16 protein-coding genes are annotated in these 24331 nt (G+C 69.5%); 14 read left to right on the top strand and 2 right to left on the bottom strand.

Annotated features, from left to right (window positions below; genetic code table 11):
- Window positions 1–214: 214 nt before the first annotated feature.
- From A5759_RS20225 to mbtG, 6 genes are read left to right on the top strand one after another with little or no spacing between them, the layout of a single operon-like run.
- Window positions 215–961 (top strand): thioesterase II family protein, encoded by a 747-nt coding sequence (locus tag A5759_RS20225; RefSeq protein ID WP_068200759.1) that lies wholly within the window; start codon window positions 215–217, stop codon window positions 959–961.
- Window positions 951–2282, top strand: a complete 1332-nt coding sequence (locus A5759_RS20220; protein WP_068200757.1) for a polyketide synthase — start codon at window positions 951–953, stop codon at window positions 2280–2282. Before A5759_RS20225 ends, A5759_RS20220 begins: the two co-directional genes overlap by 11 nt.
- Window positions 2282–5221 (top strand): mycobactin polyketide synthase MbtD, encoded by a 2940-nt coding sequence (gene mbtD, locus A5759_RS20215; protein WP_068200754.1) that lies wholly within the window; start codon window positions 2282–2284, stop codon window positions 5219–5221. Before A5759_RS20220 ends, mbtD begins: the two co-directional genes overlap by 1 nt.
- Entirely contained in the window at window positions 5218–10305 is a 5088-nt protein-coding gene (locus tag A5759_RS20210) for a non-ribosomal peptide synthetase (protein ID WP_068200752.1), read from the top strand. Before mbtD ends, A5759_RS20210 begins: the two co-directional genes overlap by 4 nt.
- A gap of 41 nt (window positions 10306–10346) precedes the next feature.
- Window positions 10347–14672 (top strand): non-ribosomal peptide synthetase, encoded by a 4326-nt coding sequence (locus A5759_RS20205; RefSeq protein ID WP_068201212.1) that lies wholly within the window; start codon window positions 10347–10349, stop codon window positions 14670–14672.
- Complete coding sequence (gene mbtG, locus A5759_RS20200; RefSeq protein WP_064398937.1) at window positions 14669–15970, top strand: NADPH-dependent L-lysine N(6)-monooxygenase MbtG; 1302 nt, start codon at window positions 14669–14671, stop codon at window positions 15968–15970. Before A5759_RS20205 ends, mbtG begins: the two co-directional genes overlap by 4 nt.
- Window positions 15971–15977: 7 nt before the next feature.
- Here the strand turns inward: mbtG and A5759_RS20195 are convergent, their stop codons facing one another.
- Window positions 15978–16313 (bottom strand): type II toxin-antitoxin system VapB family antitoxin, encoded by a 336-nt coding sequence (locus tag A5759_RS20195; protein WP_068200750.1) that lies wholly within the window; start codon window positions 16311–16313, stop codon window positions 15978–15980.
- 178 nt (window positions 16314–16491) lie between these two features.
- Between A5759_RS20195 and hrcA the strand changes: the two genes are divergently transcribed.
- The 8 genes from hrcA to era all read left to right on the top strand — a co-directional run bounded on the left by hrcA (window position 16492) and on the right by era (window position 23769).
- Complete coding sequence (hrcA, locus tag A5759_RS20190) at window positions 16492–17523, top strand: heat-inducible transcriptional repressor HrcA (protein WP_068200748.1); 1032 nt, start codon at window positions 16492–16494, stop codon at window positions 17521–17523.
- Between the two features lie 33 nt (window positions 17524–17556).
- Window positions 17557–18702: a molecular chaperone DnaJ gene (gene dnaJ / locus A5759_RS20185; protein ID WP_066841695.1), complete on the top strand. Its 1146-nt coding sequence runs from the start codon at window positions 17557–17559 to the stop codon at window positions 18700–18702.
- 66 nt (window positions 18703–18768) lie between these two features.
- Window positions 18769–19509 (top strand): 16S rRNA (uracil(1498)-N(3))-methyltransferase, encoded by a 741-nt coding sequence (locus A5759_RS20180; protein WP_066841696.1) that lies wholly within the window; start codon window positions 18769–18771, stop codon window positions 19507–19509.
- Between the two features lie 105 nt (window positions 19510–19614).
- Window positions 19615–20658: a PhoH family protein gene (locus A5759_RS20175; protein WP_064419604.1), complete on the top strand. Its 1044-nt coding sequence runs from the start codon at window positions 19615–19617 to the stop codon at window positions 20656–20658.
- Window positions 20659–20666: 8 nt separating this feature from the next.
- Window positions 20667–21203, top strand: coding sequence for an rRNA maturation RNase YbeY (gene ybeY / locus A5759_RS20170; RefSeq protein ID WP_064398947.1), 537 nt, complete (start codon window positions 20667–20669; stop codon window positions 21201–21203).
- Window positions 21200–22525, top strand: a complete 1326-nt coding sequence (locus A5759_RS20165; RefSeq protein WP_064419603.1) for a hemolysin family protein — start codon at window positions 21200–21202, stop codon at window positions 22523–22525. Before ybeY ends, A5759_RS20165 begins: the two co-directional genes overlap by 4 nt.
- 6 nt (window positions 22526–22531) lie before the next feature.
- Window positions 22532–22858, top strand: a complete 327-nt coding sequence (locus tag A5759_RS20160; RefSeq protein WP_068200746.1) for a cytidine deaminase — start codon at window positions 22532–22534, stop codon at window positions 22856–22858.
- On the top strand, window positions 22855–23769 hold the full coding sequence (gene era / locus A5759_RS20155; RefSeq protein WP_068200744.1) for a GTPase Era: 915 nt from the start codon (window positions 22855–22857) through the stop codon (window positions 23767–23769). Before A5759_RS20160 ends, era begins: the two co-directional genes overlap by 4 nt.
- Before the next feature lie 4 nt (window positions 23770–23773).
- Here era and A5759_RS20150 read toward each other — a convergent pair whose 3' ends face one another.
- Complete coding sequence (locus tag A5759_RS20150) at window positions 23774–24322, bottom strand: CAP domain-containing protein (protein ID WP_064398955.1); 549 nt, start codon at window positions 24320–24322, stop codon at window positions 23774–23776.
- Window positions 24323–24331: the final 9 nt, after the last annotated feature.

The following is a 24331-nucleotide window of genomic DNA, read 5'->3' as shown; positions in this document are numbered from 1 at the left end:
CCAAGCAGCGAAGCCGACAGGACCGGGATGCCCCTTACCGGAGGGGCGACGTAGGCGTGCCCGCGGCGCGAAGGATAGGGTAACCTCACTTCCGATTTAGGACAGCCTGCGCTAATCACACGGAGGAATTCATGAGTGTTTTCACCGCGGAATCGCAGGCACGCTCATCGCACCTGTCCGGTCTTCGACGCCACCCCGACGCGACTCCGACGCGATGATCGACGAACGGAGCCAGCTAACCTTCGCGCCCTGGATCAAACGCTCCGCGGGGCAGTCATCAGACGGAGCGACCATCGTCTTCCCGCACGCCGGCGGGGCGGCCGCGGCCTACCGCGCGTTCGCCTCGGCGCTGGCCCGCACCGGTGACGACGCGTACGTGGTCCAGTACCCGCAGCGCGCGGACCGGCTCCGCCATCCCGCACCGGAGACGGTGCAGGATCTGGCCGCAGACCTCTTCGCCGCGGGGGACTGGTCCGAACTGGGACCGCTGCGCTTGTTCGGCCACTGCATGGGTGCGGTGATCGCGTTCGAGTTCGGCCGCGTGGCCGAGCGCAACGGCGTTCCCGTCCGCCAGCTGTGGGTCTCGGCGAGCCAGGCCCCCTCGACCATCGCCGCCTCACCGCGCCTGCCGACGGCCGCGACCGAAGTCGTCGCCAACATGGTCGACCTCGGCGGGACCGACCCTCGCCTGCTGGCCGACGAGGACTTCATCGAACTGCTCGTTCGCGCAGTGCGCGCGGACTACGAGGCGTTCAACCGCTACGCGTGCGAACCCGACATCCGCCTCACCGCCGACATACACACCATCGGTGGCCGCGACGATCACCGAATCAGCCCAGACATGTTGCGCGGATGGGAGACTCACACTCGGGGTGCCTTCACGCTGTCGTTGTTCGACGGTGGACACTTCTACATCAACGACCATCTCGACGTCGTCGCGGAGTTGGTCAATGCCGGTTAGCACGCCCGACGGCGTCAGCGACGATCCGATCGTCATCGTGGGGATGGCGATCGAGGCGCCGGGAGGAATCGACACCGCCGAGGACTACTGGGATCTGTTGGTCAACCGCCGCGAGGGTCTGTGCCCGTTCCCGCGGGACCGCGGCTGGTCGGTCCGCGACATCCTCGACGGCTCGGCGCGCGACGGGTTCAAGCGCATCCACGATCTCGGCGGCTTCCTCGCTCGGGCAGCCGAATTCGATCCGGAGTTTTTCGGGATCTCGCCGCGGGAAGCGGTCGCGATGGACCCGCAGCAGCGGGTCGCACTCCGGGTGGCGTGGCGGGCACTGGAGAACAGCGGCATCAACCCCGACGACCTCGCGGGCCACGACGCCGGCTGCTATGTGGGCGCTTCGGTGATGGGTTACGGCCCCGATCTGGCCGAATACTCCAACCTCACCGGGCATTTGATGTCGGGCACCGCGCTCGGTGTGATCTCGGGGCGCATCGCTTACACCCTCGGTCTGGCCGGGCCCGCGTTGACCATCGACACCTCGTGTTCGTCGACGCTGACCGCGATCCATACCGCTGCACAGTCGCTGCGGTCGGGAGACTGCGACCTGGCGCTGGCCGGCGGTGTCTGCGTGATGGGCTCGGCCGGCTTCTTCGTCGAATTCTCCAAACAACACGCGCTGTCCGACGACGGTCACTGCCGCCCTTACAGCGCGCAGGCCAGCGGAACCGTATGGGCCGAGGGCGCGGCCATGTTCGTCCTGCAGCGCCGGTCGCGCGCGCTGCGCGACGGACACCACGTTCTCGCCGAGTTGCGGGTGACCTGCCTCAACCAGGACGGCCGCTCCGTCGGGCTGACCGCACCGAGCGGCCCGGCGCAGGCGCGGTTGTTCGCTCGGGCCCTCGAACAGAGTGGTCTGCGTCCGCGCGACATCGGGATGGTCGAGGGGCACGGTACCGGCACCCGGCTCGGGGACCGCACCGAACTGATCTCGCTCGCCGGAACCTACGGCGCCACCGAACCCGGCCGAGGCCCGCTGCTCGGCTCGGTGAAGTCCAACCTCGGCCACACCCAGGCTGCCGCGGGGGGTCTCGGTCTGGCCAAAGCCCTGATCGCCGCCGAACAGGGCGCCATCCCCGCCACCTTGCACACCGACGAGGCCAGCCGCGAAATCGACTGGGACAGCCAAGGATTGCGCCTGGCATCGGAGCTGACACCCTGGCCCGCCACCAACGGTGAGCGGTTCGCGGCGGTGACCGCGTTCGGCATGAGCGGCACCAACGCCCATGTGATCGTGTCGGTCCCGTCGAGCCGCCCCGAGGCGGCGTGATGGCCACCGGTTTCCCCGACGGCCGGGTGCCGGTCGTGTTGAGCGCGCACGCCGAGGAACTCCTGGCCGCCGACGCCGAGGCGATACTGCGCTACCTCGATCGCGGGCCCGACGTGGCGGCGGTGGCCGCAACCTTGCTGCGCACCCGGCGCATACGCAGGCACCGCGCGGTCGTGCGCGCCGCCGGCACCGCCGAACTGGCCGAAGGGCTCCGAGCGATCGCCGACGGCGGTACGCACCCGCTGATGGCCCGCTCGTCGCAATCAAGGGCGGCGCGAACGGCTTTCGTCTTCCCCGGACAGGGCAACCAATGGCCGTCCATGGGGGCGGACGCCTACCGGCGGTCTGCGGTGTATCGCACGCAAGTCGACCGGTGCGCGGAGGCGTTCGTCGCCGCAGGCGAGCCGTCACCGCTGCCGTACCTGACCGCGGAGACCAACGGCGGGTCCTGGACGCAGACGCAGATCCAGTCGGCGCAGTTCACCCATGCCGTCGCGCTGGCCCAGATCTGGCGCTCATGCGGAATCACACCCGACCTGGTGGTCGGGCACAGCCTCGGTGAGGTCGCGGCCGCCCACGTCGCCGGGTCCATCACGCTGCCCGACGCGGCCGCTGTGGTCGCCGCCCGAGCCAGGGCAGTCGAGCGGCTCTCCGGCGACTACGGCATGGCCGCGCTGGGGGTTTCACTGGCCGACGCCGAGCGGTTGATCGGATCGACGCCGGGATGGCTCGAGGTGTCGGCGGTCAACGCCGGCGCGTCGGTGGCGGTGTCGGGGGAGCGCGCGGCGATCAGCGCGCTCGTCGCGACCGCAACCGAGCACGGTCTGTTCGCCCGCGAACTGGACGTGAACTATCCCGGACACACCAGTGCGCTGGAGCGGCTGCGCGAAGACCTGCTCGCGATGCTCCCAGACACCGAGTTCGCCGATGCCCCAGTAGAGTTCATCGGCTCCACCACTGCCGACGTGGTGCCCGGGGGCACCGGGTTCACCTCATACTGGTACCAAAACCTGCGCAACACCGTGCGATTCGACAGGGCCGTCGCGGCCGCGGGTCGCCGCGGCGCCGCGGCGTACATCGAGATGTCGGCGCATCCGGCCCTGCTGTTCGCGCTGGGCGACCTGCTGGCCGACGAGGACCCACTGATCATCGGATCGGGGCATCGCGACCTTGCCGCCATCGACGCGCTGTCGGCCAGTATCGCCACCGTCGCGGTGGCCAACCCCGAATTTCGTTGGGCCGACCTGGTCGACGTCGCTGCGCAACCGCCGTTGCGCGGCTTCCCGAACGCGCCGATGCGGTCGGTGCGGCTGTGGGCACAACCGCAGCCGCTGGCTCCGGTCTACGGCCTCACCGTCGCCCGTGAGAAATGGGACGCCACCGCTGCGCGATCGAACGAGACCGCCCAGCGCGTCGCCGTCGTCGAGCTTGCCGGCCCGCGCGGGTCGCTCGGTGCACAGCTGCGGAAGGCGCTGCGGGACAACGGATCCGACGTGGTCGAACCGGCCGACGCCGAACTCGTCGTCGCCGTCGCACCCCTGCTCGACCATCCCGACGCCGAACGCGCGGCCCACGACATCTCCCAGCTCGTCGGAGAGGGCCTGCTTGATTACGTCGACGCGTCGGGACCGCACTGCCGCGCGGTCTGCCTCGTGACGGTCGGCGGTGAGCACGTCCAGCCGGGGGAGCCGGTCGCCTTGCCCGCGCAGACCGCCCTGGCGGCGATGCACCGCAGTCTCGGCTTCGAGCGACCCGAGCAGGCGTTTCGGCATCTCGACCTGCCTTCCTGGGAACCCGACGACACCCTGGCCGCCGCGGCGGTCAGCGCACTTCTGTCCGGCGGCGACGAGGTTGCCGTGCGCGACGATGGTTCGGGTCCAACGGTTTTCCTCCGCTCCGTCGGGGAGGCGATGGAGCCCGCACCCTCGTGGCTCTCGGTGTCCGGCGCGTTCGACGACGTCGTGATCACCGGCGGTAACGGCGCGGTGGCATTGCATTTCGCCCGGTATCTGGCCGCTCACGGGGCACGCCGCATCGTGCTGCTCAGCCGCCGCGGTGTCGACGCCGCCACCAAGGCCGAACTCGCCGCGATCGCGCCGGGCCTCGACGTGGTCGCGCCGCGGTGTGACATCACCTCTACCGAGGAGATGGCCGCGGCGGCCGAGGAGTTCGGCGCCGACGGTGCGTCCCTGCTCATCCATGCCGCGGGCGCGGCGGCCTTCGCCGATCGGGACGAGCTCACGCCGGAGACGTTCACTGAGGCGGCCGCCGCGAAGATCGGCGGGCTGGCCAGGGCGGCCGAGCTCTGGCCGATGCGCCGGGACGGTCGAATCCTGGTGTGCTCCTCGGTGTCCGGAGTGTGGGGTGGACGCGGACACGCCGCATACTCGGCCGCCAACCGGATACTCGACGTGATGGCGGGCCAGCTGCGGGCCAAGGGCCAACACTGTGTGGCCGCCAGGTACGGACTGTGGCGCGGCAGCGGTATCGCCGACGCAGACGAGGTGACCAAGATCGAGCGGTCCGGGCTGCTGGCGATGTCCCCGGACGCCGCCGTCGAGGCCAGCGTGCGCGACCACGGGGAGGATCCGCTGCTGTTCAGCGCCGACCAGGCCCGCTTGCGGGTGTTCTTGGGGGGCCGGACGGCCGAGTATGCCGAGACAACCGCGGCCACAACCGAACCGGCGGGCGACACCACGGCGGTGGTGACGTCGGAGCTGGGTGCGGTGCTCAACATCGAGGCGAGCTCGATCGACCTCGAGACATCGCTGCTCGACCTGGGGGTCGACTCGCTCCTGGCTTTGGATCTGCGTAAACGGCTGCAACGGGCGACCGGACACAGGGTGTCGCTGGCGGTCCTGCTCGGCGGCGTCACCGGCGGCGAACTCATCGCCGACCTCGACAGCAAAGAACGATCAGAGAAGGTGGACAACGCGTGACTGACACGGTCGATATCCGCGAGCAGGTAGAGGACCGCCGGCTGGAGCTGTTGCGCCGCAAGCTCGCCGAGCGGGGTCTGCGCGGTGAGAACACCTCGACCGGCGAACAAGACGGACTGTCCGACGGCCAGCGCCGCATGTGGTTCGTCCAAGCCGCCGACCCGACCGGGGCGATCCTCAACATCTGCCTGTCCTACCGGCTCACCGGCGACCTCGATGTCGCCCGGTTGCACGACGCCGTCAACGCGGTCGCCGCGCGTCACGCCGCGCTGCGCACCACCTACGGCGTCGACGAAGACGGCGAACCACAACCGAGCGTCCACGACGACCTGACCCCGGGCTGGACCGTGCACGACCTGACCGAGCTGTCCGAGCATGCCCGCCGGCTGCGCTTGGAGGTGCTGGCCCAGCGCGAGTTCTGCGCCCCCTTCGATCTGAGCACCGACTCGCCGCTGCGGCTCACCGTTGTGCGCACCGCGCCCGACGAACACGTCATGTTGCTCGTGGCGCACCACATCGCCTGGGACGACGGCTGCTGGCCGGTCTTCTTCGGCGATCTCACGCGCGCGTACGCCGGTGAGGCCTTGGCGCCCGCGGTCACACCACCGTCGCACGCGCTGGGCCCGGTCGACGAGGACCTGGACTACTGGCGCAAGACGCTCGCCGACCCGCCGGAGCCGCTGGAGCTGCCCGGACCGAACGGCTCTGCGGTGCCGACGAACTGGCGTTCGCAGCGGCTGACACTGCAATTGCCGGACGCAACGGTCGAGCGGATCGCCGCGCTGGCCAAAGAGGCGGGCGCGACACCGTACATGGTGCTGCTGGCCGCCTTCGGGGTACTGCTGCAGCGCTACACCCATTCCGACGACTTCCTGGTCGCCGCACCGGTGCTCAACCGCACCGCCGAAGTCGAGGACGTGATCGGGTACTACGGCAACACGGTGGCGCTGCGCCTGCGCCCAGGCGCTCACGAGAGCTTCCGTGACGTCCTCGCACACGCCCGCGACACCGCGGTCGGCGCGTTCGCCCACCAGCGCGTGAACCTGGACAGGGTGGTGCGCGAACTGAACCCCGACCGCCGCCACGGTGTGGAGCGGATGACGCGGGTGACCTTCGGCGCGCGCGGCGCCGACTCGCAGGGGTTCAACCCGCCCGGAATCACCTGCCGCCGAGCCGAATTACGCGGCCATCTCACCCAGCTGCCCTTGGGCTTCATGGTGGAGTTCGACGCACCCGGGATCGTGGTGGAGGCCGAGTACCTCGTCGAGATCCTCGACGCGCCGCTGGTGCGCCAGCTGCTCGAGCACTACGCGGTGCTGCTCGACGACGCGCTGCAGCGCCCCGACCTCCCCGTCAACGAACTCGAACTGATGGCGCCCGAGGACGTCGAATGGTTGCGCCGGGTCTCGGCGGGAGAAGAATTCGACACCGCCCCGTCGACCATGACGGCTCTGGTCGAGGCGCAGGCGGCGCGCACACCCGACGCCGTCGCCGTGGTCTACGAGGGACGCAACTACACCTACCGCGAGCTCAACGAGTCGGCGAACCGGTTGGCGCACTGGCTGATCGAGCGTGGCATCGGCACCGAGGATCGTGTGGCGGTGCTGCTGGACCGCTCACCGGAGCTGGTGATCACCGCGCTCGGCGTGATCAAGGCGGGCGCGGTGTATCAGCCTGTCGACCCGACCTACCCCGAGGACCGACTGACGTTCATCCTGTCGGACTCCGATCCGAAAATGACCATCCGCGAACCGATCACCGACCTCGACCGGTTCCCGACCACCAACCCCACCGACGCCGAGCGCGTCCGCCCGCTGTACCCGGAGAGCACCGCCTACCTGATCTACACCTCGGGTTCGACCGGTCTGCCCAAGGGCGTCCCGGTGGCCCACAAGCCCGTCGCCGAGTATTTCGTGTGGTTCAAGGGCGACTACGGGATCGACGACAGCGAGCGGCTGCTGCAGGTCGCCTCGCCGAGCTTCGACGTCTCGATCGCCGAGATCTTCGGCATGCTCGCGTGCGGCGGTCGGCTGGTCATTCCGCGCCCGGACGGGCTTCGCGACGTCGGCTACCTCACCGACTTGCTGCACGACGAGGGCATCACCTCAATGCATTTCGTGCCCTCGCTGCTGGGCCTGTTCCTGTCGCTGCCCGGCGTCAACCAGTGGCGGACCCTGCAACGGGTGCCCATCGGCGGCGAGGCGCTGCCCGGTGAGCTGGCCGACAAGTTCCACGCCACATTCGACGCGCTGCTGCACAATTTCTACGGCCCGACCGAGACCGTCATCAACGCGAGCCGGTACAAGGTCGAGGGTAAGCAGGGCACCCGCATCGTGCCCATCGGCAAGCCCAAGATCAACACCCAGATCCACCTGCTCGACGACGCCCTGCGGCCTGTCCCGGTCGGGGTGATCGGCGAGATCTACATCGGCGGAACCCATGTCGCGCACGGTTATCACGGCCGGCCCAAGCTGACCGCGGAGCGGTTCGTCGCCGACCCGTTCAACCCCGGAGGCCGGCTCTACCGATCGGGTGACCTGGCCCGCCGCAACGCAGACGGCGACATCGAGTTCGTCGGTCGCGCCGATGAGCAGGTCAAGATCCGCGGGTTCCGCATCGAACTCGGCGAGGTGGCCGCGGCGATCTCCGTCGACCCGAGCGTCGGCCAGGCGGTCGTGGTGGTCAGCGACCTGCCCGGGGTGGGCAAGAGTCTCGTCGGCTACGTCACGCCGGCCGAGGACATCGAATCGGTGGATGTCGAGCGGATCCGCAACCGGGTCGCCGCCGCCCTGCCGGAGTACATGACCCCGGCGGCCTACGTCGTGCTCGACGAGATCCCGATCACCGCCCACGGCAAGATCGACCGGGCGGCGCTACCCGAACCTGACATCGACTCCGGCGCGGCGTTCCGCGAGCCGGCCGACGGTACCGAACGCCGGATCGCCGACCTGTTCGCCGAACTGCTGGAACGCGACCGCATCGGCGCCGACGACTCGTTCTTCGACCTCGGCGGCCACTCGCTGCTGGCCACCAAACTCGTTGCCGGGGTGCGCAGTGCGTTCAACGTCGACATCGGTGTGCGCGAGGTTTTCGAACTGGGCACCGTGGCCGCCCTGGCGCAACGGATCGACTCGTCATCGACCGCCGGCGGCCCCACCCGCCCCAGGCTGGTCCCCGTCCCGCACGACGGGCCGCTGCTCATGTCGGCCTCGCAGCTGCGGATGTGGTTCCAGTACCGCATCGACGGACCGAGCCCGGTCAACAACATCCCGTTCGCGGCCCGCATCAACGGGCCCTGCGATGCCGACGCGTTCGTGCGCGCGGTGCGCGACGTGGTGGCCCGGCACGAGGTGCTGCGCACGACCTACCGCGAAATCGACGGTGCGCCATATCAGATCGTCAACGACGAACTGGAGGTCGCGGTGCGCCGCGCCCACGGCGCTGACGACGACTGGCTGGACGCCGAGCTCGGCAAGGAGCGCAGGCACGTCTTCGACCTGGAAGCCGACCCACCCGTTCGCGCGGCCGTGCTCGCAACGCCGGAGGCGCACGTGGTCTCGCTGGTGGTGCATCACATCGCCGCCGACCACTGGTCGGCGATGGTGTTGTTCACCGACCTGCTGACGGCCTACCGGGCCAGGCGCGCCGGTGAGGCACCGGGTTTCGCGCCGCTGCCGGTGCAGTACGCGGACTACGCGGCGTGGCAGGCGGCCCTGCTCGGCGAAACCGACGGGCCCGTCGCCGCGCAGCGCGACTACTGGCGCGCGCAGTTGGCCGGTCTGCACGAGGATCCGGGCCTGACCCCGGATGTCCCGCGCCCGCCGGTGCTCAGCGGGGAGGGGGACGCCGTCAAGTTCGGTATCGACGCCGCCACCCGCGGCAAGCTCGCCGAACTGAGCCAGGAGCTCGGCGTCACCGAGTTCATGCTGCTGCAGGCGGCCGTGGCAGTCGCGCTGCACAAAGCCGGTGAGCGCCCGGACATTCCGCTGGGCACCCCGGTCGCGGGCCGCACCGAGGCCGAACTCGACCAGCTCGTCGGCTTCTTCATCAACATCGTGGTGCTGCGCAACGATCTGACCGACAACCCGACGCTGCGCGAGGTGCTGCGCCGGGCCCGCGACACCGCGCTTGAGGCCTACGCCCACCAGGACCTGCCGTTCGACCAGGTGGTCGATGCGGTCAGCCCGGCGCGGTCGCTGTCGCGCAACCCCTTGTTCGGTGTCGTCGTGCACGTGCGGGAGGCGCTGCCCGCCGACCAGGTGATCGAATCACGGCCCGACGGCGATACCACGTTCACCGCGCTCGAGCCGCCGTTCGACGTCGCGCACGCCGACCTGTCGGTGAACTTCTTCGGCGCCGACGACGGCTACCGCGGCCACGTCATCTACCGCACCGACCTGTATCGGCGCAGCACCGCCGAACGGTTCGTCGGGTGGCTGAATCGTGTGCTGGCCGCCTTCGCCGACGATCCCGGTCAACGGGTGCGCGACGTGCAGATCGCCGACGGCCAAGAGCGCCGGCTGGTGCAGCGGTTCAGCGCGGCGGCATCGGCCAGCGTGCTCGACGGCTGGCGCGACCCGGTCGCGATCGGCGTAGTCGGCGACGTCTACGAGCACGTCGTCGACGAGACGGGCGCCGACTTGCGTGCGACCGGCAGGCGTGGGCGCTGGACCGCCGACGGTGAACTGGAGTACATCGAGGCCGTCGCGGCGCGTCGCCCGGCGACGCCTGCCGGGCCGGCCGAACCCGTGCGCACCGAAACCGAACGCGTGCTGGCATCGCTGCTCGCCGAGGTCGTCAACGTGCCCGAGGTGAACCGCACCGACGACTTCTTCGAGCTCGGTGGCGATTCCATCCTCGCGGTTCAGCTCGCCGCCCGGGCGCGCGACGTCGGGCTGGCGGTCACTGCGCGAATGGTGTTCGAGCACCCCACGATCCACGAATTGGCTGCCAAGGTGGACGGTGGCGCGGAGACGGAGACGCCCGACGTCCATCACGAGCCGATGGCGGCCTCGGGCCTGTCGGCCGACGAACTGGCGGCGGTCACGTCGATGTGGTCGGCGTCCCAAGAGGGCGCACCGTGACCTCGACGCAGGCCGAACCGAAGGTCGCCATCGAGGACGTGATGGCGCTCAGCCCGCTGCAGCAGGGGCTGTTCTCGCTGGCGCAGCTGAGCAGCGCCGAAGACGGCGGCGAGGACCCGTATGTCATCACCATGGCGGCCGATGTCACCGGATCGCTCGACGCGGGCCTACTGCGCGAGTGCGCGGCCACGATGCTCGCCCGCCACCCCAACCTGCGGGCGAGTTTCGTTCGGGGGCAGAGCAAACCGGTCCAGATTGTGCCGAACCGCGTCGACGTACCGTGGCGTCACATCACCGCGGCGGCCGACGAGGTCGAGGCACTCGAGACCGATGAATATCGCAGGCCGTTCAACCTCGCGCGCGGACCGGCGATCCGGTTCCTGTTGATCGAGGTGCCCGAATCGCACTGGCGGTTCGTCGTCGTGGCCCACCACATCATCATCGACGGGTGGTCGCTGCCGCTGTTCGTCGGCGAGCTGATCTCGCTGTACCGCTCGGGCGGCGATCCGTCCGTACTACCACCGCCGCCGCGCCCCTACCGCGACTACATCGGTTGGCTGGCCGGCCGCGATCAGGAGACCAGCCGCGCGCTGTGGCGTGAGCACCTCGCCGGCCTCGACGGCCCGACGCTCGTCACACCCGCCCTCACCTCCGGGGAGCCGCCCACCGGTGAACCGCACCGTACCGAGCTGCGCCTGGATCGGGACGCTACGCAGCAGTTGGCCGAGGCCGCCCGGTCCCGCGGTGTCACGGTCAACACCCTGGTCCAGATGGCTTGGGCCGCGGTGCTCTCGGCGTTCACCGACCGCTCCGATGTGGTGTTCGGCGTGACGGTGTCCGGACGCCCCGGCGAGTTGGCGGGCGTGGAGACCATGGTCGGGCTTTTCATCAACACGGTGCCGCTGCGGGTCCGGTTGGACCCGACGGCCCGAGTGGGCGCCCAATGCGTTGCGCTGCAACGCGAAGCGGCCAAGCTGCGCGACCACGGATACCTGCCCCACAACGAACTGCGGGCCGTGGGTGGCATCGGCGAGATGTACGACACCCTTCTCGTGTACGAGAACTTCCCGCCCGGCGGCCTGGTCGGTGGCGGCGACTTCGAGGCCAATGGTGCGATATTCCGGCCTGCTGCGTTGGAGAGCGTGTCGCACTTCCCGGTCACCATCGCCGCGCACATGATCGACGACCAGCTCACTGTCCTGGTCGAAGTCGTCGAAGGGGCGCTGGGCCAGATGACTCCCGAGTCGCTCGGGCATCGGTTGCTCACCACCACACAGCGACTGATCACCGGCTGGGATCGGCCGCTGCGCGACGTCAATGTCCTGCTCGACGGCGAGGGCGCGATCGCAACCGCCGAACCCGCGCCGGCGAGCGAACATCTCGGCGTGCACACCGCGTTCGCCGAAGCCGCGAGCGCGCGGTTGGGTTCACCGGCGCTGAGTTGGTCCGGCGGTGAGCTGACCTACCGACAGCTCGACGAGGCCGCCGATCAGCTCGCCACCGTGCTGGTGGCCAAGGGCGTAATCGCCGAAACGCCTGTTGCGATCCGCCTTTCGCGAGGACCGCAGTATGTCGTCGCGATGCTGTCGGTGCTCAAGGCAGGCGGTGTGATCGTGCCGCTGGACCCCGGGATGCCCGCCGAGCGGATCGCCGACATCCTCGACCAGTGCGCTGCGACCGTCGTCGTCGACGATGCGATGCTCGCAGAGGTGCCGTCCGAGACCGCCCAGGACTTCCGGCTGGTGACCGCGCTGCCGGGTCAGGCCGCGTACATGGTGTTCACCTCCGGCACCACCGGCAGGCCCAAAGGTGTCATCGGAACCCATCAGGCGCTGCTGGCCTACGCCGAGGACCACGCCCGAAATGTGCTGCGCCCCGCGGCGGCTCGGTTGCGTCATCCGCTGCGGGTGGCGCACGCCTGGTCGTTCACGTTCGACGCCGCATGGCAGCCGCTGGCCGCCCTGCTCGACGGGCATGCGGTGCACATCGTCGACGATCACATCCAGCGTGACGCCGAGGCGCTGGTCGAGACGATCGGCCGGTACGGGATCGACCTGATCGACACCACCCCGTCGATGTTCGCCCAGCTGCACGCGGTCGGACTGCTGACGACGGTGCCGCTCGGGGTGCTCGCACTCGGCGGCGAGGCCGTCGGCATCCCGGCGTGGAACCTGATCCGCGACGAGTGCGCGCGTACCGGCATGGCGGCCTACAACTGTTACGGCCCAACCGAAACCACCGTCGAAGCAGTCGTCGCCACGATCGCCGAACACGACCAACCGACCATCGGGCATCCCACGTCGCCCAGCAGGGCCTACGTGCTGGACTCGTGGCTGCGGCCGGTACCCGACGGTGTTCCGGGCGAGTTGTACCTATCGGGCGGCCAACTGACCCGCGGCTATCTGGCCCGGTTCGGCGAGACCGCCTGCCGGTTCGTCGCCGACCCGTTCGGGCACGGCGAGCGCATGTACCGGACCGGCGACGTGGTGCGGCGCCAACCCGACGGCGCGCTGGAGTTCCTCGGGCGCTCCGACGCACAGGTGAAGATCCGCGGCTTCCGGGTGGAGCCGAGCGAGATCTCGGCGGTCCTGCACACCCACCCCGCGGTGCGCCACGCCCACGTGGTGGTGCGCCAGCAACGGTGGGGCGCACAACTGGTGGCGTTCGTCGCCGCCGAACCCGCGCCCGCGGCCTCCGAGTTGCGCGCCATGGTGTCAAAACGCCTGCCGCGCTACATGGTTCCGCACTCGATCGTGGTCATCGACCAGATGCCGCTGACCACGCATGGCAAGGTCGACGAGGCCGCACTGAACGCGATCGCCGTCGCCGAGGGGCCCTCGACCGCGCCGGAGACCGAGACCGAGAAGGCGCTGGCCGCCGTGCTCTGCCAGTTGCTTGAAAGCCCCGACGCCACCACCATCGATGTCAACGCGGACCTTCTGGCCCTCGGCCTGGACAGCATCGTCGCGCTGTCGGTGGTGCAGGCCGCCCGCAGGCGCGGAATCCCGTTGCGCGCCAGGCTGATGCTGGAGTGCGCGACATTGCGTGAGCTCGCCGAGGCCATCGAGAACGAATCGGCGCTGGCCGAGCACGACGACGACCCCGACGGTCCGACGCCCGTGCTGCCCAGCGCACACTGGCTCTACCAACACGGCGAACCGCGCCGGTTGGCGCAGACCGAGGCGGTCCGGTTGCCCGACGGCGTCACCCGAGAAACACTCGAGCAGCTTCTGCGCGTCGTGGTCGGCGGACATCCGATACTGCGAAGCCGGATCGACCGGCAGACGATGACGCTCGTCGAGCACGAGCCACAAGATCTGCTGACCGAGGTGCCCGTAGACGACGACACGGACGAAGCCCTCGTCGCAGCCGTAGCCGAACACGCCCATCGGTCGGTGGAACGCCTTGACCCCGAACAGGGTTCGCTGCTCGCCGCGGTGTGGCTGCACCCGCCCAGCGGGCCCGGCATCCTGCTGCTGACCGCCCATGTGCTGGCCGCGGACCCGGCGTCCTGGCGGATCCTGTTGGCCGAACTCGACGCGGCCTGGCACACCATCGCATCGGGCCGCGAACCGGCGCCCATCCGCGAGCACACCACCTACCGGCGCTGGTCGAGGCTGCTGCGCGAGCGGGCGTACACGCTTGACACGGCCGACTTCTGGGCGGCTCAACTCGACGGCGAGGACCCACCGCTCGGCGCCCGCAGGCTGCGCCCGCAGACCGATCGGGTCGGCGACGTCGTCGTCTCGATGGCGGTGACCGACACAGACCTCACCCTGCGGTTGCTCAACGCGTCCGAACCCGCGCCCCACCTGCTGGCTGCCGCGGCGGCGCGCACCGTCACCCGCTGGCGGCTGCACCGCGGCCAGGACACCCCGCCGCCGCTGTTGGCCCTGGAGACCCACGGCCGCGCCGACAACCTGATCGACACCGTCGACACCTCCGACACCGTCGGCCTGCTCACCGCGATCTACCCGCTGCGTGTGCAGACCGCCCGCGATGTCGGCGAGATTCCCGGTGACGGCATCGATTACGGGCTGCTGCGCTATCTGCGGCCCGACACCGCCGAACGCCTGGCGGCGCTGCCCGAACCGCAGGTGTTGCTCAACTTCCTGGGCCGGGTGCACGCGGGGTTCGACGGCGGTGCGCTGCGTCCGGACCGGACACTGCTGGCGGGGGTGTCGCCGCTGCCCGAACCGCGGCTGGCGGTCCGGCACGAATTGACCGTGCTCGCCGCCGTGCTCGGCGACAGCGACGCGCCGGTGCTGGGCACGCAATGGCGCACGCTTCCCGAAATTCTGTCCGCCGACGATGTCGCCGCACTGCAGACGATGTGGCTGGAATCGCTACGAGAGGTCGTTTCATGAGCCGGACGCTTGCGGTGGTGGGTGCGGGCGCCAAGGCCGTCGCCGTCGCCGCCAAGGCCGCCGAACTTCGCGACATGGGCATCGACGTGCCCGAGGTCGTCGCCGTCGAGAAGACCGGCGTGGCCGCCAACTGGCAGGCCGACGGCGGTTGGACCGACGGGCAGCACCGGTTGGGCACGAGCCCGGAGAAGGACGTCGGCTTCCCGTACCGCTCGGCCCTGGTGCCGCGGCGCAACGCCGAACTCGACGAGCGCATGACGCGGCACAGCTGGCAGCAGTACCTGATCTCGACGGGCCAGTTCGCCGAGTGGGTCGACCGCGGACGGCCCGCCCCCACCCATCGCAGGTGGAGCCAGTACCTGCGCTGGGTCGCGGGCAACGTCGAGATGAACGTGGTCCGCGGCGAGGTGCGCGGCATCTCGGTCGACACCGAATCCGGCGAGCCGCGGTGGGCGCTGCAGACGCCCGACCGCACCGTGACGGCCGATGGCCTGATGATCACGGGCCCCGGTCAGCCGGAGCGCTCGATCCTGCCGGGCAATCCGCGGGTGCTGTCGATCGCGCAGTTCTGGCATCGCGCGGCGCAGTACGAGCTGATCCGCGCCGAACGCGTGGCGGTCATCGGCGGGGGAGAGACCGCGGCGTCGATGCTCAACGAGCTGTTCCGGCATCGTGTTTCGACGATCACGGTGATCTCGCCGCAGGTGACCCTGTTCACCCGAGGCGAAGGATTCTTCGAGAACACGCTGTTCTCCGACCCCACCGGCTGGACCAGCCTGACCATGACGGAGCGCCGCGACGCGCTGTTGCGGACCGACCGCGGGGTGTTCTCCGCCCGCGTGCAGGAGGCGCTGCTCGCCGACGACCGGATCCGCCACCTGCGGGGGCGGGTCGCGCACGCGGTCGCGCGCGAAGGCCGTATCCGGTTGACGCTGAGCACAACTCAGGGCGGCGAATCGCTCGAGACAGTGCACGGTTTCGACCTGGTCATCGACGGCTCGGGCGCTGACGCGATGTGGTTCGTGCCACTGCTCGGCCAGGACGCATTGGATCTGCTGGAACTCGGCCTCGGCGCGCCGCTGACCCCGGACGTGCTGCAGGAGGCCATCGGCGACGACCTCGCCGTCTCCGGGTTGCGGCCCAAGCTCTTCCTGCCGGGTCTGTCGGGACTCACGCAGGGGCCGGGCTTTCCCAACCTGTCGTGCCTGGGCCTGTTGTCGGACCGCATCCTCGGCGCCGACCTGGGCGAGGCCACCGGCGCGTCACCGAAAGGACATGAGCGTCAATCGGTTCGGTGACGCGGTTCTAGACCTGTCGCGTCTGGGCCCAGGCGTCAGCCGGGGACGGAACGTCCATGTCGAACACGCGCGCGTGCAGCACCGTGCGGTTGCGCAACGCGGCCCGCACCGCGCGGTGCAACCCGTCTTCGAGGTAGATGATGCCCTTCCACCGCACCGCATGCGGGAACAGGTCGCCGTAGAACGTCGAATCCTCGGAGAGCAGTCGATCGAGCGCGAGCACCGTGGTGGTGGTGACCAACTCGTCGAGGCGTATCTGGCGCGGGGGGATCTGCGCCCATTGGCGGTGAGACAACCCGTGCTCGGGGTAGGGCCTACCCTCCCTGACTCCCTTGAAGATCATCGGGCCAGCGTCCTTCGAGTCGTCCCCCGAGTCCTCCCCGGACTGTGACAACAAGAAGCAAGGCTAGTGCACCGCGATCGCGCCTGTTGCACGTGTCGAAGAGCCGCGCACGCGCTATCGGCGCTGTTGGTGCCCCTAAAATGGGTGACAACTCGATTCGAGGGGTAGGTGAGCAGACATGGGTAGTGCCGACGACCGCCGGTTCGAGGTGCTGCGCGCGATCGTCGCCGACTTCGTGGCGACCAAGGAGCCGATCGGGTCGAAGACGCTCGTCGAGCGGCACAACCTCGGGGTGTCCAGTGCGACCGTGCGCAACGACATGGCGGTGCTGGAGGCCGAGGGCTACATCGCCCAGCCCCACACCAGCTCCGGGCGCGTGCCCACCGAGAAGGGCTACCGCGAGTTCGTCGACAGGATCGACGACATCAAACCGCTGTCGTCGTCGGAGCGCCGCGCGATCCTGTCGTTCCTCGAATCCGGCGTCGATCTCGATGATGTGTTGCGCCGCGCCGTGCGCCTGCTCGCGCAGCTGACGCGCCAGGTCGCGATCGTGCAGTACCCGACGCTGTCCACCTCCACGGTGCGCCACCTCGAAGTGGTCGCGCTCACCCCGGCCAAGCTGCTGCTGGTGGTGATCACCGACACCGGCCGGGTGGACCAGCGCATGGTCGAGCTGGGCGACACGCTCGATGAGCAGGACGTGAGCAAGCTGCGTGACCTGCTCGGTCAGGCCCTGGAGGGCAAACCGCTGGCGGCCGCATCGGTGGCCGTCGCAGACCTGGCCTCCCAGCTGCACGGGCACGGCGGGCTCGCCGACGCGGTCGGCCGGTCGGCCACCGTGCTGGTCGAGACGCTCGTCGAGCACCGCGAGGAGCGGCTGCTGCTGGGCGGCACCGCCAACCTCACCCGCAACACCGCCGACTTCGGCGGCTCCCTGCGATCGGTGCTCGAGGCGCTCGAGGAGCAGGTGGTGGTGCTGCGGCTGCTGGCGGCGCAGCAGGAGGCCGGCAAGGTGACCGTGCGCATCGGCCACGAAACCGAGGCCGAGGAGATGGCCGGTACGTCGGTGGTGACGACCGCGTACGGCAGTTCGGGCAAGGTGTACGGCGGCATGGGTGTGTTAGGGCCCACCCGAATGGACTATCCGGGAACTATCGCTAATGTCGCTGCGGTTGCTCTCTATATCGGGGAAGTCTTAGGCAGCCGGTAGACCCGGCACAGGTGGAAGGTCAGGCAAGTCAGCGTGGCACGCGACTATTACGGGTTGCTCGGCGTGAGCAAGGGCGCGTCGGATGCGGAGATCAAGCGCGCCTATCGCAGGTTGGCGCGTGAACTGCATCCCGACGTCAATCCGGACGAGGCCGCTCAGGCCCGGTTCAAGGACATCAGCGCCGCCTACGAGGTGCTCAGCGATCCGGAGAAGCGCCGCATTGTCGATCTCGGCGGCGACCCGCTGGAGTCGGCGGCGAACGGAGCCGGTTTCTCCGGTGGCTTCGGGGGCCTGGGCGACGTGTTCGAGGCGTTCTTCGGCGGCGGCGCGACCACCCGCGGGCCGATCGGCCGGGTGCGGCCCGGGTCGGATTCGCTGCTGCGGATGCGGTTGGACCTGTCGGAGTGTGCGACCGGCGTGACCAAGCAGGTCACTGTCGACACCGCGGTGCTGTGCGACCTGTGCCACGGCAAGGGCACACACGGCAACTCCGCCCCGATGGCCTGCGATACCTGCGGCGGTCGCGGCGAGATCCAGACGGTGCAGCGCTCCCTGCTGGGCCAGGTCATGACGTCGCGGCCCTGCCCGGTGTGCGGCGGCGTCGGCGAGGTCATCCCGGACCCCTGCCACCGTTGCGGCGGCGACGGCCGCGTGCGCGCCCGCCGGGAGATCAGCGTGAAGATCCCGGCAGGCGTCGGCGACGGCATGCGGGTGCGGTTGGCGGCACAGGGCGAGGTCGGACCGGGCGGGGGACCCGCGGGCGACCTGTACGTCGAGGTGCACGAGCAGCCGCACGCCACTTTCCTGCGCGACGGCGACGATCTGCACTGCACCGTCTCGGTGCCGATGGTCGACGCGGCGCTGGGCACCTCCGTCACCGTCGACGCGATCCTCGACGGGCCGACCGAGATCGCGATCCCGTCCGGCACACAGCCCGGCGCCATCGTGACGCTGCGCGGTCACGGCATGCCCCATCTGCGCTCCGGGGTCCGCGGTGACCTGCACGCCCACATCGATGTCGTGGTGCCGTCGCGGCTGGACAACGAGGACGCCGAACTGCTGCGCAAGCTCAAGGCCAAGCGCGCCCGCGACGTCGCCGAGGTGCGCTCGGCGCAGCCGACGGCCGCCAGCGGCGGCGGGCTGTTCAACCGGCTGCGTGAGACGTTCAGCGGCCGCTGACGGTCGCGATCCCGCTCGGATGACGACCCGGCCACAGATTTCGACCCGGACGCCTCGGTAACGCCGATGTCCGCGGCGCTGTTCTACGTCGACGCCCTGCCTGGGGTCGGTGAGCTCGCGGTCGTCGAGGGCGACGAGGGCTTCCACGCCGCCAATGTGCGCCGCATCCGGCCCGGTGAGCGCCTGCAGCTCAGCGACGGCGTCGGAGAGCTGGCGCACTGCGAGGTCGACGAGGTGGCGAAGGGCAGGCTGACGGCGCGGGTGCTGGACCGGCGCTTCGTGCCGCCCCCGTCACCGACCGTGACCGTCGTGCAGGCGCTGCCCAAGTCGGATCGCTCGGAGTTGGCGATCGAATTGGCCACCGAGGCGGGCGCGGACGCGTTCGTGGCCTGGCAGGCCGCCCGATGCGTGGCCCGGTGGGACTCGGGGGCCAAGGCCGAAAAAGGTCTGCGCCGCTGGAGTGCGGTGGCCCGCTCGGCGGCCCGACAGTCGCGGCGGGCCCGCATCCCCGAGGTCAGCGGCCCGGTCTCGACGACCCAGTTGGTCGACCGACTCGGAGACCGGGACGCCGTCGTGCTCGCGCTGCACGAATCGGCGACCCAGCGACTCGCCGATGTGCCCGTCACCGCGGCCGATGCGGTCGTCGTGGTCGTGGGACCGGAAGGCGGCATCGCCGACGACGAACTGGCCGCGCTGTGTGATGCAGGTGCGACGGCCGTGCGGCTGGGGCCCACGGTGCTGCGGACCTCCACCGCCGCGGCGGTCGCGCTGGGGGCGCTGGGCGTGCTGACCGATCGGTGGTCGTGATGGGCGGGCGCCTTATCCATTGGGTCGTGTCGCTGACCAGCGGTAAACTGTGAACAGACATCAGCAACGGCCAGGCCAGAACCAGAAAGCAGGCACTGAACCCTCTTGACGCCCCGCGAGACGACCGCTGACTCTGATCAGTCTTCTGAGTCGGTACGCAGCAGCATCAACATTCCGCCCGACCTCGTCGTGGGCCTATTGGGTTCCGCCGACGAGAATCTGCGCGCGCTCGAGCGCATCCTGGCGGCCGACATCCATGTGCGCGGCAACGCGCTGACCCTGTCCGGTGAACCCGCCGACGTCGCGCTCGCCGAACGGGTGATCTCCGAGCTGATCGCGATCGTGTCCAACGGCCAGGCGCTGAACCCCGACGTCGTGCGGCACAGCGTCGGGATGCTCACCGGCACCGGCAACGAGTCGCCCGCCGAGGTGCTCACCCTCGACATCCTGTCGCGGCGCGGTAAGACCATCCGGCCCAAGACGCTGAACCAGAAGCGCTACGTCGACGCCATCGACGCGCACACCATCGTGTTCGGCATCGGTCCCGCGGGCACCGGCAAGACGTATCTGGCGATGGCCAAGGCCGTCAACGCTTTACAGTCCAAGCAGGTGTCGAGGATCATCCTCACCCGGCCGGCCGTCGAGGCCGGTGAGCGGCTCGGCTTCCTGCCCGGCACGCTGAGCGAGAAGATCGACCCGTATCTGCGCCCGCTCTACGACGCGCTGCACGACATGATGGACCCCGAGCTGATCCCGAAGTTGATGAGCGCCGGGGTGATCGAGGTCGCGCCGCTGGCGTACATGAGGGGCCGCACGATTAGCGATGCCTTCATCATCCTCGACGAGGCGCAGAACACCACCGCCGAGCAGATGAAGATGTTTTTGACCCGGCTGGGCTTCAACTCGAAAATCGTTGTGACGGGCGATATCACGCAGGTCGACCTGCCCGGCGGGGCCGCTTCGGGCCTGCACGCGGCGATGCGGATCCTCGACGGCATCGACGACATCCACTTCGCCGAGCTCACCAGCGCCGACGTCGTGCGGCACCGGCTGGTGTCGGAGATCGTCGACGCGTACGCGCGACACGACGAGCCCACGCAGCTGAACCGGGCCCAGCGCCGCGCCTCCGGCGGCCGAGCCCGACGGTAGCGGCCGATATGAGCATCGAGGTGTCCAACGAGTCGGGCATCGACGTCTCCGAAGAGGAACTGATCAGCGTCGCCCGCTTCGTCATCCGCAAAATGAAGGTCAACCCCGCGGCCGAACTGTCGATGGTGCTGCTCGACACCGCGGCGATGGCCGATCTGCACATGCGGTGGATGGACCTGCCGGGCCCCACCGACGTCATGAGCTTCCCGATGGACGAGCTGGAGCCGGGCGGACGGCCCGACGCACCCGAGCCCGGCCCGGCCATGTTGGGTGACATCGCGCTGTGCCCGCAGTTCGCCGCAGATCAGGCCGCTGCGGCCGGGCATTCGCTGGGCCAGGAGCTCGCGTTGCTCACCGTGCACGGGGTTTTGCACCTGCTGGGCTACGACCACGCCGAGCCCGCCGAGGAAAAAGAGATGTTCACCCTGCAGCGTCAACTGCTCGAGGAGTGGGTCGCCGACCAGGTCGAGGCCTACCACCACGACCGCCAGTCGGAGAAGGAACGCAGGCTTCTCGACAACTCCCGATACTTCGACGAACTGTGACCGGCGTCGGACAGCTGATCTTCGCGATCGTCCTCGTCTTCTTCGGCGGGCTGTTCGCGGCGATCGACGCGGCCCTGAGCACGGTCTCGATGGCGCGCGTCGAGGAACTCGTCCGCGACGAGCGACCGGGAGCGGTGCGGCTGGCCAGGGTGATGGCCGAACGGCCTCGCTACATCAACCTGATCGTGCTGCTGCGCATCGCCTGCGAGGTCGGGCCGACGGTGCTGCTGGCCGCCTACCTCGACGGGCATCTCGGCGTCACCTGGGGGCTGTTCGTCGCCGCCGCCATCATGGTGGTGGTCAGCTTCGTCGTGATCGGCGTCGGCCCGCGCACGCTCGGCAGACAACACGCCTACACGATCGCCTTGCTCGCGGCCCTTCCGCTGCAAGCGCTTTCGGTGCTGCTGACACCGATCAGCCGGTTGCTGGTGCTGCTCGGTAACGCGCTGACGCCGGGCCGAGGTTTCCGCAACGGCCCGTTCGCCTCCGAGATCGAACTGCGCGAGGTGGTCGACCTGGCGCAGCAGCGCGGTGTGGTGGCCGACGACGAGCGGCGCATGATCCAGTCGGTGTTCGAACTCGGTGACACCCCGGCACGCGAGGTGATGGTGCCGCGCACCGAGATGGTGTGGATCGAAAGCGACAAGACCGCAGGGCAGGCGACCTCACTTGCGGTGCGCAGCGGCCACTCCCGGATCCCGGTGATCGGGGAGAACGTCGACGACATCGTCGGTGTCGTCTACCTCAAAGACCTCGTGCAGCGGACGTACTACTCAACCGACGGCGGTCGCGGCACCAAGGTCTCCGATGTCATGCGGCCCACGGTGTTCGTACCGGATTCCAAGCCGCTCGACGAGTTGCTGCGCGAGATGCAGCGCGACCGCGTCCACATGGTTCTGCTGGTCGACGAGTACGGCGCGATCGCCGGCCTGGTCACCATCGAGGACGTCCTCGAGGAGATCGTCGGCGAGATCGTCGACGAGTACGACGCCGGCGAAGTGGTGCCCGTAGAAGACTTGGGCGACAACCGCTATCGCGTCTCGGCCCGATTGCCGATCGAGGACCTCGGCGAGCTCTACGACATCGAGTTCGACGACGACCTCGATGTCGACACCGTCGGCGGTCTCGTCGCGCTGGAACTCGGCCGCGTCCCGCTTCCGGGCGCCGAGGTGACGTGGGACGGGCTGCGGCTGCAGGCCGAAGGCGGGCCGGACCCTCGCGGGCGGGTGCGCATCGGCACGGTTCTGGTCAGCCGCACCGAGCCTCCGCAAAGAGAAGACGACGGTGATGATGACGATGAGCGCTTGCGCGAAGAGCGGTGAGGCACGATGACCGACCTGGACAGTGAGGACGCCAAGCTCGTGACGCTGGCGCGCGGGGCGATGGCGCGGGCGGAGGCCGGCAACGGAGCCGCTGTCCGCGACCGCGACGGCCGCACCTACGCGGCGGCTCCGGTGGCGCTGACGGCGTTGGAGCTGACCGCATTACAGGCCGCCGTGGCCGCAGCGGTGTCGAGCGGCGCGACCGGGCTGGAGGCCGCAGTGGTGCTCGGCGGCCCGGCCGACGACGCGGGCGTGGCCGCGGTGCACGAGCTGTCCGCGGACGCGATAGTGATCGTCACAGACCGATCCGGGCACCCGGTGCGAAACCTATGAGCGACGAATTCCGTTCGGGCTTCGTCTGTTTCGTCGGCCGGCCCAACACCGGAAAGTCGACGCTGACCAACGCGCTGGTCGGGGCCAAGGTAGCGATCACGTCGAACCGCCCGCAGACCACCCGGCACACCATTCGCGGAATCTTGCACCGCGAGAACTTTCAGATCGTGCTCGTCGATACCCCGGGGCTGCACCGCCCGCGCACGCTGCTCGGGCAGCGGCTCAACGACCTGGTCAAGGACACCTACTCCGAGGTCGACGTCATCGGATGGTGCATCCCCGCCGACGAGAGGATCGGTCCCGGCGACCGCTGGATCCACGACCAGATCCGCGCGGTCGCACCCAAGACCACACTGGTCGCGATCGTCACCAAGATCGACAAGGTGCCCAAGGACCGCATCGCCGCGCAACTGGTGGCGGTCAGCGAGCTGGTCGGACCCGACGCGGAGATCGTTCCGGTGTCGGCGACCGCGGGGGACAACCTCGACGTGCTCGTCGACGTGCTCGCCTCCGAACTGCCGCCGGGACCGGCCTTCTACCCCGACGGCGAGCTCACCGACGAGCCGGAGGAGACTCTGATGGCCGAGCTGATCCGCGAGGCCGCGCTCGAAGGCGTCCGCGACGAACTACCGCACTCGCTTGCCGTCGTCATCGATGAGGTCACCCCGCGCGAGGGCCGCACACCCGAGCAGGGCGAGCTGATCGACGTCCACGCGATCCTGTTCGTCGAACGCGAGAGCCAGAAGGGCATCGTCATCGGCAAGGGCGGCGCCAGGCTGCGCGAGGTCGGCACCGCCGCGCGCCAGCAGATCGAAAAGCTGCTGGGCACCAAGGTCTATCTCGACCTGAGGGTCAAGATCGCCAAGAACTGGCAACGCGACCCGAAACAATTGGGCCGCCTGGGCTTCTAGCGCGTCAGCTCTGGGCGCCCGAGCCGGGCTCCCCGAACGGCCGTCCCGGGCCGTGTGCCGGTGGGGCGCCGTCGCCCTTGCCGTAGACCGCCACCACCACCGTGCGATCGAGTGCGTTGGCCGACCACACGCCGATGTCGACGTTCGAACAGTCGGCCATGATGGCCTTGTAGTCCGGCCGGTGATACCACTGGTTGAGCAACTCGATGCCGCTCATCGCCAGCGCGGGGTTGATGGCCACCGTCTCCGTCACCGGGCCCGCGTAGCCGGCGTTGCGCGCACGGTCGGCGACCGTGCTGCCGTCCGAGCCGATGTCGCCGCCCAGCGCGCGGTTGTTGAGCACGTCGTTGGTGTGCCATTCGGCGGCCAGGCGCAGCTTCGGGTTGATCTTGATGTCGGTGTCGCAGCCGGCCTGCTTCTGGATGGTGTAGACGTTGGCCACCACACCGTCGTTGAACCGCTTGTTGTCAGCGGCGGCGGTCGGAACCCCGGTCACCAAGCCGCCCACCAGCCCGAGGACCGGTAACGCGCACGCATAACCCAGCGCTCTCATGCCGGGAGA

The sequence above is a fragment of the Mycobacterium sp. 852014-52144_SCH5372336 genome (assembly GCF_001665615.1).
GTDB classification, from domain to species: domain Bacteria; phylum Actinomycetota; class Actinomycetes; order Mycobacteriales; family Mycobacteriaceae; genus Mycobacterium; species Mycobacterium neumannii_A.
This window is presented reverse-complemented; position numbering and strand designations above follow the sequence as displayed.